This is a genomic window from Magnetococcus marinus MC-1 (genome assembly GCF_000014865.1).
Classification (GTDB): Bacteria; Pseudomonadota; Magnetococcia; order Magnetococcales; family Magnetococcaceae; genus Magnetococcus; species Magnetococcus marinus.
Map to the genome: position 1 here is coordinate 1419901 of NC_008576.1, position 14469 is coordinate 1434369.

General features: G+C 47.5%; 10 protein-coding genes and 3 pseudogenes. 7 read left to right on the top strand and 6 right to left on the bottom strand.

The features are described 5' to 3' along the window. Nucleotides 1-241: 241 nt before the first annotated feature. Nucleotides 242-751: pseudogene (locus MMC1_RS21090) on the bottom strand (DDE-type integrase/transposase/recombinase); the annotation flags it as partial. Between the two features lie 300 nt (nt 752-1051). Here MMC1_RS21090 and MMC1_RS22520 point away from each other — a divergent pair. From MMC1_RS22520 to MMC1_RS19690, 3 genes and pseudogenes are all read left to right on the top strand, one after another. Next, nucleotides 1052-1220 (top strand): annotated as a pseudogene (locus MMC1_RS22520) (IS3 family transposase); the annotation flags it as partial. Nucleotides 1221-1302: 82 nt separating this feature from the next. Continuing rightward, nucleotides 1303-1473 (top strand): annotated as a pseudogene (locus MMC1_RS22525) (integrase core domain-containing protein); the annotation flags it as partial. Nucleotides 1474-1635: 162 nt separating this feature from the next. After that, complete coding sequence (locus MMC1_RS19690; RefSeq protein ID WP_011712805.1) at nt 1636-3525, top strand: acyltransferase family protein; 1890 nt, start codon at nt 1636-1638, stop codon at nt 3523-3525. Between the two features lie 125 nt (nt 3526-3650). Here MMC1_RS19690 and MMC1_RS05815 read toward each other — a convergent pair whose 3' ends face one another. The 4 genes from MMC1_RS05815 to MMC1_RS05830 form a co-directional block, all read right to left on the bottom strand. Then, the gene (locus MMC1_RS05815; RefSeq protein WP_011712806.1) at nt 3651-4319 is read right to left on the bottom strand and encodes a class I SAM-dependent methyltransferase; all 669 of its coding nucleotides are present in this window, start codon (nt 4317-4319) and stop codon (nt 3651-3653) included. 61 nt (nt 4320-4380) lie between these two features. After that, nucleotides 4381-5907: a hypothetical protein gene (locus MMC1_RS05820; RefSeq protein WP_041640867.1), complete on the bottom strand. Its 1527-nt coding sequence runs from the start codon at nt 5905-5907 to the stop codon at nt 4381-4383. Between the two features lie 436 nt (nt 5908-6343). Beyond that, nucleotides 6344-7078, bottom strand: a complete 735-nt coding sequence (locus tag MMC1_RS05825; protein ID WP_011712808.1) for an SDR family NAD(P)-dependent oxidoreductase — start codon at nt 7076-7078, stop codon at nt 6344-6346. Further along, complete coding sequence (locus tag MMC1_RS05830) at nt 7075-8412, bottom strand: FAD-binding oxidoreductase (RefSeq protein WP_011712809.1); 1338 nt, start codon at nt 8410-8412, stop codon at nt 7075-7077. Before MMC1_RS05830 ends, MMC1_RS05825 begins: the two co-directional genes overlap by 4 nt. A 400-nt stretch (nt 8413-8812) precedes the next feature. Here MMC1_RS05830 and MMC1_RS05835 point away from each other — a divergent pair, with 400 nt between their 5' ends. The 4 genes from MMC1_RS05835 (at nt 8813) to MMC1_RS21095 (ending at nt 13157) form a co-directional block, all read left to right on the top strand. Continuing rightward, the gene (locus MMC1_RS05835; RefSeq protein WP_011712810.1) at nt 8813-9550 is read left to right on the top strand and encodes a glycosyltransferase family 2 protein; all 738 of its coding nucleotides are present in this window, start codon (nt 8813-8815) and stop codon (nt 9548-9550) included. A 499-nt stretch (nt 9551-10049) separates the two neighbouring features. Continuing rightward, the gene (locus tag MMC1_RS05840; RefSeq protein ID WP_041640871.1) at nt 10050-11042 is read left to right on the top strand and encodes an acyltransferase family protein; all 993 of its coding nucleotides are present in this window, start codon (nt 10050-10052) and stop codon (nt 11040-11042) included. A 416-nt stretch (nt 11043-11458) separates the two neighbouring features. Continuing rightward, nucleotides 11459-12889: a cryptochrome/photolyase family protein gene (locus tag MMC1_RS05850; RefSeq protein ID WP_011712812.1), complete on the top strand. Its 1431-nt coding sequence runs from the start codon at nt 11459-11461 to the stop codon at nt 12887-12889. Nucleotides 12890-12980: 91 nt separating this feature from the next. Further along, complete coding sequence (locus tag MMC1_RS21095; RefSeq protein ID WP_081436216.1) at nt 12981-13157, top strand: diguanylate cyclase domain-containing protein; 177 nt, start codon at nt 12981-12983, stop codon at nt 13155-13157. 188 nt (nt 13158-13345) lie between these two features. Here MMC1_RS21095 and MMC1_RS19695 read toward each other — a convergent pair whose 3' ends face one another. Then, on the bottom strand, nt 13346-14131 hold the full coding sequence (locus tag MMC1_RS19695) for an SAM-dependent methyltransferase (protein WP_049757626.1): 786 nt from the start codon (nt 14129-14131) through the stop codon (nt 13346-13348). Between the last annotated feature and the right edge of the window lie 338 nt (nt 14132-14469).

Genomic DNA, 14469 nt, shown 5'->3' on the forward strand with positions numbered 1-14469 from the left:
TTGCGCTTCTGCGCCCCATTGGATCCAGCGCAAAAATTCGCTCGTACCCGGGGTGGGCGCCACAGCTGAAAACCCGCCAGAACTCTCCTCAAGGCTTTGATGGGCAAAACAGATCGGATCGCACTCTCCTTCTGAAATTTCACATTTTCGACGAAAATCGTGTCAAGGATATTCTTTGCCATGGTCAAACAAAATTGGCGCTATTCCCGGCAGTTGACTCCTTCTCAAACGGTGAACATCCTCACTGAACGAGGGGTCTCTGAACGGTTACAAACAGACAGTTTTTTGCGGACTTGAGCCACCCAGTTTCGTACGGAAAAGGGCTCATAGAGCCGGTTGAAGAGTGTTTTTGATTAAGGTTATAAAAGACCAAATATATTAATAAAGGTTAACTGTTTAGTCTCATCTCGCGTCTTAAAGTCACAGGAAGAAACCAACTCAACGTGGAGCGTGTGGAAAAAGCTTTCTGCTGGCGCGTTATGCCAACAGTTGCCACGACGACTCATACTTTGTGAACAATCCGCCCGGCCTCTGCACGGCGCTTGAAAACGGCCATGCGTAAAGCGTCAGTTACCCACTCTGCTTTCTTATGGTCTGCCATAGACCAACCCACAACAGCTTTTGAATAAAGATTAATCCAAACAGCTCGATAGAGCCAGCCTTCCTTGGTCGGGATATACGTGATATCAACAACATAGGCGTTATCAGGGCGTTCCATATTGAACGGACGATCAAGAAGGTTAGCAGCTATAGATTTCACGGCTATCTCTACTGGTTAGTTTCTTACTAGACCGTCGGTGCCAGTTATGAATATTCTTAGCGGATATGCCAAACTCCGTTGCAATCTCAGGTATGGATTTATCAGACTGCTCTACCATTCTTGAGCACCTGATCTTTAAATTCTTGGACGTAGGCTGTAGGGGCTTTTCTGCTCATGGGACACCTTTCTGTGTGAGGCCTCATTTTCCCTCATTTTTAGTGTCCGTTAAAATGTAGCCATATCACCACTGAGGTGTACCAAAATGTAGACACCCTTGCCGTGATTTACCCCTTGTCGGATGGAGTTATCTTCAGGTTGCTAAACGTTATTGATGATATTAACCGTGAGGGGCTTGGTATCGAGGTTGATCTATCACTACCGGCCGCGTGGCTTATTCGGACATTCGCACAGATCATCGAATGGCGGGGAAAGCCTTTGGTGATACGTTGCGACAGTCGTCATGAAGAGACCCGCGTAGCACTTATTGAATGGGCGTAGAGGAGAGGTGTTCAGATGAGTATCTTTAGCCTAGCAAGGCACGGCAGCATGCTTATAGTGAGAGGTATAAGCAAACGGTTCGCTACGCTTGGCTGTGCCCGTATCTGTTCACCTCTATCGAAGAGCTCCAGGAGCTGGCGCCATTATGATTATGGCGTTATAACCATGAAAGACCTAATATGGCCACGGGAGGTATAACGCCTCGCCAGAGATGAACCATGGTTGCTTAACTTTGCTTTTGAATGCCCCTAAAAAAGGGGGATTACCTCATCGCTTTACTAGAAAAATGCGTGTGCCCGTGGTTAGATGGGAAATCGCCGCCAAGCGTTTGCATTGGTTTTTTTGGGGAACGGATTTTATAAACATAAGGGAAAAACTTGAAATATCGTCCAGAAATTGATGGTTTAAGGGCTGTTGCAGTGGTGCCTGTGCTCCTGTTTCATGCTGGTTTAGAGGCGTTTAGCGGCGGTTATGTGGGCGTTGATGTTTTTTTTGTCATTAGTGGCTACCTCATTACATCCATTATCTTCAATGAAATACAGGCCGATAAATTTACACTCTTGAGCTTTTATGAACGCAGGGCTCGACGTATTTTGCCTGCACTGTTTTTTGTAATGATTATTTCGGTTCCCTTGGCATGGGCATGGTTAATGCCAAAATATCTTGAGGAGTTTTCTGATAGTTTGGTTGCTGTTTCAACTTTTTCATCCAATATTCTCTTTGGTCTTGAAAGTGGTTATTTTGATACAGAAGCAGAGCTTAAACCGTTTTTACACACGTGGAGTTTAGCCGTAGAAGAGCAGTATTATATACTCTTTCCACTGTTTATCATTTTAACCTGGCGGTTTGGTCAAAAAGTTTTATTTACCATTTTGGCTGTGTTATTCATCGTTTCCCTAATGGGTTCCCATTGGCTAATAGATTATCGGCCAACAGCGGCCTTTTTTCTTTTACCGACACGTGGTTGGGAAATTTTGCTCGGCGCACTCTGTGCTTTTTACCCCCTCAAAAACCCGACCAAGCCAACGTTTAACAACCATCAATTTTTGAGTCTGTTTGGTCTTGTATTAATCCTTTATGCGCTCTTTATGTTTGACAAGTCCACACCAATGCCGAGCTTAATAACGCTTATCCCTACGGTTGGTGCGGCACTCGTCATTCTGTTTGCTCAAGAGCAGACATGGGTAAAAACCGCTTTGAGTAGCCGGTTGTTTGTTGGTATTGGCATCGTATCCTACAGTACTTATCTTTGGCATCAGCCTATACTTGCATTTATACGGCATAAAAATAACAATTTATCGTTAAATTATTTGGAAGTTTGTTTGGCGCTAACCCTCACCTTTATGTTAGCATTTTTTTCATGGAAGTATATTGAGTTACCGGCCCGTAACGGAAGCTTGATCATTAGACGCCACTTTTTTTATATTGCCCTATTTTTCTCATTGTTTTTAATTGGAACTGGTCTTGTGGGACATACCTATCAGGGCTTTCCGGGTCGATTTGACAAGGTGTTGGAAGGGGATTTAGGACAAGAACCTTTCTTTACCTTAATGGATCAACAATTTGTTGATTGTCCCCAGCATGAGATTGCACAACATGCTGTCTACCATAAAGGTTACATGCGGTGCAAACAATCCCAAGAGGGCGAAGTGGATATCGTCTTGCTAGGGGATTCCCATGCTGAACACCTGTTTTTGGGGTTGGCAGAGGCTTTAAAAGGTAGAAATATTGCCTATTATATACAAAATATGGAGCCCTATCTTAGCAGTAAAGATTTTTCAGCCATTTTTTCTGAGCTATTACTTAACCATCGCAACCAAACCGTTCTTTTAACAATGCATTTTGTGGGCAGACTCAAAACCGTAGATACATCATTATACGATAATTTTTTGGCGGTTATTTCTGCTTTGGAAAAGAGCGGTAAACAGGTTGTCCTGCTCGGTGATGTGCCTCGTTTTAAAGTGAGGCCAGATATTTGTGTTTACCAAAATAAAAACACCAAAAACAGGTACGATTTATGTCAAATTAACCGCGCTGAAATAGAGGCTCAACGTGGCATTTTTCATCATGCTTTAAACAGGTTAAATAAGGAACACGGGGTCCGCTACGTTGATTTGTATCCCATTTTTTGTAAAGAAGGCCTATGCAGCATGTCAAAAGGGGGATACACCTTATACCGGGACGCCAATCATCTGAACATCTATGGCAGCCGCCAAGTAGGCGCTTATATTTTAAAACAAGTACCTGAGTTAATTTTGAAGCCGTGACTTTAATGGTGTCATGATCAGGATAACCATTTGAAACTATGCTGAAATATTGTTCAGCAAGAACCGTTAAGAAACGCAGCCAGGCGGTGAAATGGTCATCCATCCTAATAAAGGGGGGGAATGCCCTAACGGTCGCCCTGTTTTTTGGTGCCTAGGATAAAAAACTGCTTGCCTATTAGGGGCCAAATCCATGGTAAATGGAGATAGAGGCGAATGATCCAATGGAATTTCGGCAACCTCGTCTGTGTTGACCAAGGTAGAAACCTCGGGTATAGCGTAGTGACGCGGAAGCCATTTTTTGCAAAACCCTCTGCGCAAGAAAGGTGGGTTAGCGGCAGTTGGTGATCAAAATAGTCCCAATAGCGTGGACCTGAATAGCGCAAATTTGGCTGTAAGGCCATAAAAGTACCATCTACCCGTAAAACACGCCAAACCTCCTGGAGCACTTTATCCATAGCGGCTTTATCTGGCAGATGCTCAAAAAAATTGCTCGTAAAGACAACATCGAGAGAATCATCTGGTATCTCGTGCAGGGCTGTGGCACCCGTGTGGATAAATTGAATCTCTGGTGGAAGGTAATGTGCAGCATCGGCATTAAGATCAACAGCATACTTTTTTCCAGCTTTGATGTTGCGGCTAAAATGGCCATAACCGCAAGCCAGATCCAGCACCACATCCGTCGGTTTGACAAAACGCTGAAAAAAACTTTCACACAGCGTAGCCCAAAGCCCCTCATTAACCTTTAACTGCTGGGGGGAAAAACGGTATTGATAGAGTTCCTTAAGATTGTCCATCGAATTTCTCCCAAGCGCGTTTTAATCTCGAACGGTGCAAATTGGTTCAACAAGGGTTCGACTATGGGCTGTCTGGCTTTTTTACCCATACGCTATCCCCCCCACAGGTGATGTTGGTCCTCTGGTACTTGTGAAGGCTGCCAAGATCATACTGGTTCCGAACTTCCGGCGAAAGTAGAAGGGTCTTGAAATAGCCCTGTTCAATCAGTCCACCAATGCCGTTATGTTCAAATTTGTCTGGATTAAGGTGCCGACTCTCATAATAGGCCCACCACGGAATAAAACCTTCACCACTCAACCAGGGTAACGAAAGCCATTTCTGGATTTGCAAATACCGTGGCGCGTCATAGGGTTGTAAGCAGGCCATCGTCTTTGTTAAAAAACGATGCTCCTCTTGGATGTTGGTTTTACCCCGAAGGCCAAATAATACGAGCAACAACAGGAGAATAAATATTCCCCAAAAAACACGATACCCCCCAATAATGAGCGTGTGAAACTGTGGCGTCGTTGCATAAGCTTGAAACAGGGCTGCGGATGTCATGGTCAAAAATAGAGCCGAGGGGAAAAAATAATTATCGCTGGAAGCAGATTGCATGGACGCGATAAAACAGAGCACTGTGGATAGAACGGAGCCTGTGATTAACAACATTGGAAAAGGCATGTTGGAGCTTATCTTGCGTCCATAAAACCCGCGATTTATAGCCGCGAGTGCCAATAGCAACCCAAAAATACCGACAATCGGGAAATATTTAGCCGTATACAGGATCAGCACGTCAATGCCGTGACGAAAAGGGAAGAGTAAAATGCTCTGGTCTTCACTGAAAAAGACAGTGTGCATATAGCTCTGGCCACCAATCATAAAGGTGGTCGCCCACATGCTTATAGACAACAAACTTAGCATAAGCGCCAGTCGCCACTGACGATTCCACAAAAGATATAGTCCGATGGTCATCAGTATGGTTATGCTTACCTGCTTGAAAGACCAAGCTAAATAACAAAATAGTGCCGCTAAAAAAACCGCCTTAACGGGTTTTTTTTCAATATATTTCATAAACATAACAAGGGCTAAGCATTCCATCGCCGAAGCCCAAACATCGGGACGGGTGGTGAAGGACCAAAAACCGTGCAGAGGGCCTAGGAAAAGGAGGCAGGCCAATGAAAAGCTTAACCATTTTCCTGACGATTGATCTTGGGGTAATATCAGCCGAAGTCCGATGGTCAGGCTAGCTAGCCCCACCAAAGAGCCTATCATTGTAAAAAAACGGGTTATGGTGGAAAACCATGCCTCGTTCAGTCCCCAGACTTCCATGGCAAAATGAACAAAATTTCCATACGAATAGAAAAAAAGCCAGTTGAAAGGTGCCCTGTTAAAGGGGGCATCAAAAGGATTTCTAAACAAAGGGTCGCCATGATTGAGCTGCCAAATGGAGAGCACCGCATCATATTCAAAGCCGGTGGTCATACCCAATAAAGGGGTTCCAGAGAGCAAAATCGAATCGAAGCGAAGCAACCATAAGATCAAAACAAACGGTATGCCAAAAGCGGTAATCCAATTGATTTTATGCCAATAATGACGAGTCGTATCCATAGTGATTAAGGCCTCCAATCAAGCGCTTTAAGAAGAATCTCATTCCAATGGTGATGCGTGATTGCGCCAGTGTGGGCTAGGGTCTCACGGACGGCGTAAATCATTTGTATGGCGATGCGGGAAAGTTTATGGAACGCATTGGGCGTTGTTGTATGAACGGGGAAGAGGGCGGATCTTTTTCCCCTCGTTCCCGGTGTTAAAATCATCAAACAGGATCGCTTACTGGCATGCCAAGCGTTGTCTGCGCGTGCGTGCCTGACAGCAGAGCAAAGCCCCCATAGCTGGATGTGCATTACCGGAAAGAGATGAACATAACCTCGCTCAGGCGAAAAAACAGAAATGGCGCCCTTTGCCAACTTGTTTTTATCCTTCTATGACAGGGAGACCCTTACACCGGCCCCTTTTGCTGAGTAAGATCATGTTGATTTTTAAGGATTTAAAAAGATAATCTTTTATAGATAAACCAAGGGATCATTCTCAGAATCAGGGCAATCCAACGCCAATATCCTGGCCAAAAACGTATGCCTGAACGATTGGAAGGCAACATTTGTACCAGCTTAGCCAGTTGGTGAGGATCCTGAGGGGGGAGGAGGGTGCGTTGCGCGAAAGATTGGTTGGTTGCTAAATAGCCGACGTTAATCAGCCACACAGCGGGGCCTTGATCGTTTAACCCATGGGCAAGACTTTCAAAATAGCTGATCAAGGCTCGTTTGGCGGATGAATAGATGATGTTGCGCCCCCGTCCCCGTATGGAGGAAATACTGCCAAATGCCACAATTTTGGAACCGGGGGTTGATCGAAGGTGCGGTAGAAAATGGGAAATAAACATAGCAACTGAAGTAAAATTGACGCGCAGAATTTTTTCAAGCTGTTTGGGTTCGATCGTCAGAAGGTCGGCATCGTCGGTAAAACCAACGGGTAGTAGCACCCCTTTTAACGGGGGGAGCTCGGACAACCGTGCTTCAATGGCGGAAAAAGGCCAATCTCCATTAGAAAGATCTTGGGCAAAATAGCGTACTTGCACACCGAAACGTAACGACAGATCTGCAACCATCCGTTCACAATCGCGGGAATCGGATGAAATCAGCAGTAGCGGATGACCCTTTTGCGCATAGTGTTCAGCCAAGGCGCGACCAAGTCCAGCCGATGCGCCGACAATCATTTGTGTCATAGTCCCAACCTCTGCGACAGGGCGGACTGAAAACGCCGGGTCGGATCAATGTGGTGGATAACCTGCCTGAAAGGGGCGTAGCCAGGATAGGCCTTTTGCACCATTTCCATGCTGAGGCGATTATCTTTAAGAATATTGGGTAGTGCCAGATGTTCCAGGGCAAGGGCATCCAGCCTTTCAAAAAAAAGGCCATTAGAAGACGAAGGGATAAGATCCAACGTTACCGCTATGCCAGATTCAGCAAAACGGAGATACGAGGCAGGTGCTTCAAACCCTTTCATCGCCATAAGCATGATGGGAGCAGAGGTTGATTGAACAAGCCGTTCGAGAGCCGTCAGAAAGGATTCTGCCTTGTTCCAGGGAACAAGAAGCTGGATCTCTGTAAAGCCGGGCCTTCCATATAAGCGGTGATACCAAGGATTGGCAACGAATGGAAAGAGGGCTGCATAAAGAGATGTGATCCGCAGGTCAAGATGGCGTGTTTGGAGGGTATAATAGAGACCGTTGATGACCGAAGCTGACCATTGATTCCAAAGAGCAAAGGGCAACCGACAGCGTTGTTGCGCCGTTAATGGCTGAAAAAATTCCTCGGATTTAGAGGGTATTGGTAACTCTTCTCCCTTACGGCACCAAGAACCGCGATAAAAAACACCTCTACCCCACGGTTTGCGATGGTGTGATGCATCATGCCAAGCATAGGCAAAGTCGACCTCTTGGGCCGATTGCAGCAGAGCCAGCGATTCGAGAGCGGTTCTAACAACCACGGGCTGGATCTCAACCCTGTCCGAGATCACAGGGCTAAGCTGCAACGTGGCATCTATAATCAGGCCCGTCAACCCTAGGCCACCGCATGTTGCGTTGAACAGCTCAGCGTTCTCTTCAGGACTGGTACAAACGGTTTGACCATCTGCCAAACACAGGGTCAGCGCTCGTACGCATTGGCGAAAGGTGCCATCTTTTGCAGGGTTTTTCCCGTGCACATCACCGGCTATACAACCACCAATGGTAATGCCCGGATAACCAGGTTGTACTTTAAGGTATAGCCGTTTGGATATGGACCAGTGGAACAGTTTTTCCAAGGGCATGCCTGCTTCGACAGTGACCGTGCCCTTTTGTTTGTCGAAGGCTAAAAAACGATCAAACCGAACCATCTCCTGGCTAAGCGTGTTAGATCCAAAACTGGCCGGGACATAGGAGTATCCGCCACCACGGGGGATTCGCTGTCTCTGGGGATCAACGCTTTCCAACTGCACAAGTCGATCTGGTCGCTGATGTTGGCCCTCAATGGGGTCACACTGGGTATACGTGACAAACGGAGTTGATCTAACTTGCATGAATTTTGCTTGTTTCAACTTATTACGGGTTTGGAAGGCCGTAGAAACGCGCCTACGGGGGGAGATCGCGCTTTTTTGTTTTTTCGAGCGATTGGAAGTTCATGGTAATGCATGTCATGAATGAATGGAAGGAAAAGAGCCCGACTTCCCAGCCAATATAAAGGACCCTCCCTCTGGCGCTACCGCGCAGGGAGAGGGTGTTTGATGTTTACTCATATCCACCGAGATATTCTGTCGTGGTGAGCGGCCAAACAGAATGGTGGCGTTTTCAGTTATCCAAGAGTGGATTAATCGTTAGGCGATCAATGTAAGATGCGAGGGAGCGTTTCAACACCAGAGCTTCCATCTTTTCAAACATCCTGCATTGACTAAAGTTTTTCAGTCTAGAAGGGTCTTGCCCATGCCGTGCGAAGATGAAGGTATAAGCCTGTTTTTCCCCGTTTATAAAGATGAAGAGACCATCGAGCTGATGGCCCATAAAGCATTAGCCATGCTTGGAGAGTTGGAAAGACCCTATGAAATTATTATCGTAAACGATGGCTCACCCGACCGTTGCGGTGAGTTGGCCGATGCGCTCGCTATAAAATATCCTCAAATTCGGGTTATCCACCATCCGAAAAATTTGGGTTATGGTGCGGCTATTCGAACAGGATTAAAGGCAGCAAAACACAACTGGATCTGCATGGTCGATGGGGATGATCAATACGATGTGTTTGAGTTTTTACATCTATTGAAATTGATCAATCATTATGACCTGATCATCACCTTCCGCTATAAGAAAATTTACTCCGCGTGGCGTATTTTTATCTCTTGGGTCTACAATATCCTTTTACGTATTTTGTTTCGGACCCCGTTCCGCGATATTTCTACCGGCTTGCGCATTGTCAATCGAAGGATTCTTGAAGATGTGGAGTTAACATCCAACAGTCCGTTTATCGGGGCTGAATTGGCCATTAAGAGCATGTTGATGGGGTACCCTGTGGGGGAGGTCGGCATCCAGACCTTTCCCCGTAATTTTGGTGACGGGAGTGCTACCACGTGGGCCAATATCCTTGCCACGATCAGAGATATGGTTCGGGTTTATAAACATGTGTTTTCGCAAGATTATAAAACAAAATTTCGGCGGGAAATGGATTGATCTGTTGGTCATAACCGACCCCTAGTGGCCAAGGATTCCACCAACCGAACTTGGCATGTTCTGGACAGATAAAGGTGTGATATCCGCAGCCCTTGAAGATTACAGCGGTGCATACCCTTCAAGATCGTATAGGCCATGTCATTGTCGATAACAGGATGTGGATGGGCGGTTAGAAAGGCTCACCAACGTGCTTGTGGCATGGTTTTAAGGATGGTCATTGCCTTGGCACATGGTCTCCATGGGTTAGAGGTGCTGGGTAAGTCAGCAGAGCGCGCCATTTCTGTTTTTTTCTTGCCCAAAAAGCCTCCATACTCAATGAACGATGCCACATGGCTTTAATGCCGGATAGGTTACGCTGATTTTTCCAAGTCAGAGGTCAATGAGATGAGGGCACATCTGTGCCTAAAAAGTTTTAAGACTAAGAACTTTGCTGGCATCGTCCTGCCCTCAGGAAGGTATGCCGTATCATAACCGTGCAACTGGTTTTGGATGCCTCCTTGTGTCTCTACCTGATTCTACTTCCAAACATCATCTCCATGCTGTGCATGCGCTACGCGGCGTTGCGGCATTGAGCGTAGCATGGTTTCATTTTACCCATGGTAATGAAATTTTTGCAGCTTATGGCGGTTGGTTAGTCGCTCTTGGGAACCATGGTTGGGCGGGGGTTGAGATTTTTTTTGTTATCTCTGGCTTCATTGTGCCATTGAGTATGCATCGGGCTGGATATCATTGGCGCCACCTTTGGGCATTTATAGGGAAACGGTTGGCAAGAGTTGAGCCGCCTTATTTATTAAGTATTGTCTCTATTCTGATTCTTAATAGTCTCTCTTCCATGCATCCAGCTTTTAAAGGTTCTCCTTTTGTTTTAGACTGGGCACAAATTACCCCTCATTTTCTTTATTTAGTAGAAATTATGGATAAAGTTTGGCTCAATCCCGTTTATTGGTCTTTAGCCATCGAATTTCAATACTATCTTTATATTATGATTACCTTGCCTTTTATTCAAGGAAGGGGCTTGGGGTTATGGGTAACCCTTTTATTGCCATTGGTGTTGTCATATTGGGGTGGACATTTTTTGCCACAGTACTGGCATTTTTTTCTGTTTGGGCTTCTGGCTTTCCGTCGTTATAGTGGGCTGGCGAGTACCGTGGAAAATAGATGGTTCGTGGTACCACTCACCATCTATTGTTATAGCGCGTCAGGTATTGCTTTGACGATTCTTGCCCTCAGCAGTTGGATTATTGTTCAACTTCCTTTTCCACGTATTAACTGGTTGGCCTTTTTAGGAACCATTTCCTACTCCCTTTATCTCTTACATGTACCCATTGGTGGGCGTGTGATCAATATTGCTATTCGTTTTGTGGATTCGGTTTGGGAGCAGTGGCTGGCCGTGTTTATTGCAACGGCGGCTAGTATCATGGCTTCATATGTCTTCTTTAGGGTCGTTGAATATCCCAGTCAGCTTTTGGCCGCCAAGATTCGTTACCGATAGCTCAGCATAACCCCTAAGTCCTACCGTGAGAGCCGCATCTTGCGTCAGGGTGCAGGCTTGGCTTTGCTCAATTGGGATTGAGGCTGCTCGATGTGCAGAGGCGTGTTTGCGCAGGGGAGAAATAAACGGTCTTTAGGTCATCGAGACCGAAAAATGGGATAACCCTGAACATTTGGCCAACATGTCAGCCTTTTTTCGGCGGGTCGGTTGCGTTGGATAATCTCGGCGCTGGCCATGCATCCCCCAATCCGCGCCCAATTTTAAACCGGATTATCTCAAGATTGATCGGGAACGGGTATTTGGTATTCATAACGATAACTTTTAAGGCGGTCATTATGGTGCAAAGCGTAAGCATCGCGCGGTTCTTGCTCACAAGATCCCGTGCAACCGCCTGGAAATCCTGAGGGGGTCGACCCATGGTACAGCATAGCCCTACGGTTATCGTCTGGTTTCGGCGGGATTTGCGTCTGAGTGATAACCCTGCGCTCCTGGCCGCTACGGCCATGGGGCAGGTACTGCCCGTTTATATTCATGAGAATAACCAGCAAGAGGGGGGCGGTGGGGCATGGCGCTGGGGGTTGCAGCAAGCGCTGGCCGCTTTGAATGCAGATCTCCAAGGCAAGCTGTGCTGTTATGTGGGCGATCCTGCCCGCTTACTGCCTGAGGTGGCCCATGCTGTGGGGGCAACCGGGGTCTATTGGAATCGCCTCTACACCCCTCAGGCGATCAAGCGCGACCGCGCCATCAAACAGAGCCTCATAGAGAGAGGGCTTCAGGTGAGGAGCTTTAATGGTTCTTTACTGTGGGAGCCTTGGCAGGTTTTAAAAGCCGATAAGACCCCCTATAAGGTATTTACCCCCTATTATCGTCGTGGTTGTCTGGTTCAGGATGTCCCACGTCAGCCCATGGATGCCCCCCCCACGGTGACATGGGCGACCCTGCCTGCTGCCGCGCCTGCACCCTCTATGCAAGCCCTGGATGCGCTGCTTTTGGGGGATGTATCGTGGCATAAAAAATGGCATGGGATCTGGTCCATGGGTGAAGAGGCTGCACAAACCCGTTTTGAGCACTTCTTAAGCCATGGCCTTGCTTGTTATGACCAAGGGCGCGATTTTCCCGGGCGTGATTGCACATCCCGACTCTCTACCGCACTACAATATGGGCTGCTTTCCCCCAACCAAGTTTGGTATGGCTTGGAACACGCCAAGGCAGATGAGCACTCTGTGGATAAATTTCGCAGTGAGCTGGCATGGCGCGAGTTTGCCTATTATCAACTCTTTCATTTTCCCTCGCTTCCCCATAAAAATTTTCAGCCGAAGTTTGATCATTTTCCATGGCTGGAGGATGAGGTGGCATTGGGGCGTTGGCAAACAGGGCAGACAGGCATACCCATCGTCGATGCTGGTATGCGTGAATTGTGGCAGACTGGGGTGATGCACAACCGAGTGCGCATGCTGGTTGGCTCTTTTTTAGTGAAAAATTTGTTGCTGGATTGGCGGGCTGGAGCCGCTTGGTTTAAGGATTGTCTGGTTGACTATGATCTTGCCATCAACAGTGCCAGTTGGCAGTGGGTTGCGGGATGTGGAGCCGATGCGGCACCCTATTTTCGTATTTTTAACCCCGTTACCCAGGGGGAGAAATTTGATCGTAATGGCACCTACACCCGACGCTTTGTGCCCGAGCTTGCCAACCTGCCGGATCAATACCTGTTTAAACCCTGGATGGCCCCAGCGTCGATCTTGCGCCAAGCAGGGGTTCGGCTTGGGCAGGATTATCCTGAGCCGCTGGTGGATTTAGCAGCGTCGAGGGCGCAAGCTTTAGCGGCGTTCCAAGCATTGAAAATTTGATGCTTGGAGGCGTTTTTGATGAGCTGTCCTGAAACCGACCGCCACGGCGCGATGGTTTTGGCAGAAAAATTAAGGGTGGCCATTGAGTGCCATGATTTCCCCTCGGTTGGTAAAAAAAACTAGCAGTTTTGGGGTGGCTATGCGTCATGCCCAGGAGAGTGCGATGAGCGTGCTCAAACGTGCGGACGAAGCCCTCTATAGCGCAAAAAATCAGGGCCGCAATCGTGTGGAAAGTTTTTGTTGGCCAACGGCCAAACCGCCTAACTGATGAGCGATTGAGCCCATTTTAGGTTGGAAATGGGGTGATGGTGGCCATAACCTGTCTCCATGTGGGGGCGGTTGAGTTGTCCAATGAGCATGATTGCGGTGGCTCTAGCCTACGAGTATAGAGTGCCGTGGCGCTCGCTTGTGGTGGTCTGCTTTAAGCGCAGAAGGTTTAACTGTGCAGTGGGGGGCTTATTGCTTGCGTCGTGCCACAGCGATAATGTGAGGGGAGCTCCAGCGGTTGCTGGTGAGGGGGAGTATTTTTTCGACCCCCCAACCCAACACCGTGGTGGCTTGGCAAAGACGTTTGACCAAGCGCCAGGGCCAACTCAAAACACCCGCACCAAAATTGACCACACCTAGGTGGATGACCATAAAGTGGTCGCACCACAGCAACTGCCACGGCTCAGGGGGGTGGGCCTGCTTGACCTGCTCAACTCCGAGGGGGATGTGCACCGCGTAAATCTCGGGATTGACCCATTTTTGCAGCAGGCCCGTAAGACCCTGCATATTGGGAATGATGGAGATCAGCAGGCCGCCGGGCTTGACATAACGTCTCAAACTTTCAATCACATGCGGGGTATCGGTAAAATGTTCAATGACCCCAAAAGTGATAACATAATCAAAACGACCCAGCAATTCAGGTGGTGGGTTGAACATATCCTGGCAAAAGATCTCTCCCGTCACGCCTTCCCGTTTTAAAATTTCGCGGCTTTGTTCACAACCGCTTTCCGAATAGTCCAGGCCGCAAATCGCCACACCAAACCGTTGGTGAAAATAGGGTAACCAAGCTGAGTTGCCGCAACCAATCTCTAACAGCTGCTGGTCAGGGGTTGCCCCTTCAAACAGTGGACGAAAAAATTGGTCCAGCATACGGACTTGATGGTTGCGAAGACCGGGTTTGTTTGGGTTTGCAACAGCCTGTAAAGATTTATGATCGTGCAGGGTGTTCCAATACCCTTTGCCAGCCTGGTCCATAGTGCACACTCTTATGTAAGCAATATCAGGGCGATTGAGCGCTCTTGGTGAAAGGCGGTTGCGATTGTGTGGTTTGAACATGCCTCGATTTGGGCAAAAAAGCAAGCGTGCTGGCCCGCGCTGAAGATGGGCAGGGGTAATGGAGGCACTCAGTTATGCCAGCCGCGCTCGGCAGATAGGATGAACGGGGTAGGGGTGGGGCTGTTGCGCATGTTGCTTGTTCATGAAAGGTTGAAAGGGAGGATGGTGCAAAAGTTCTTGTCAAATATACGGGCATTTAAATATAGTCGGAGCACGCGCCTTTAACGAGCCTGGGCTTTTGTTGTTTTGAAAAGGGT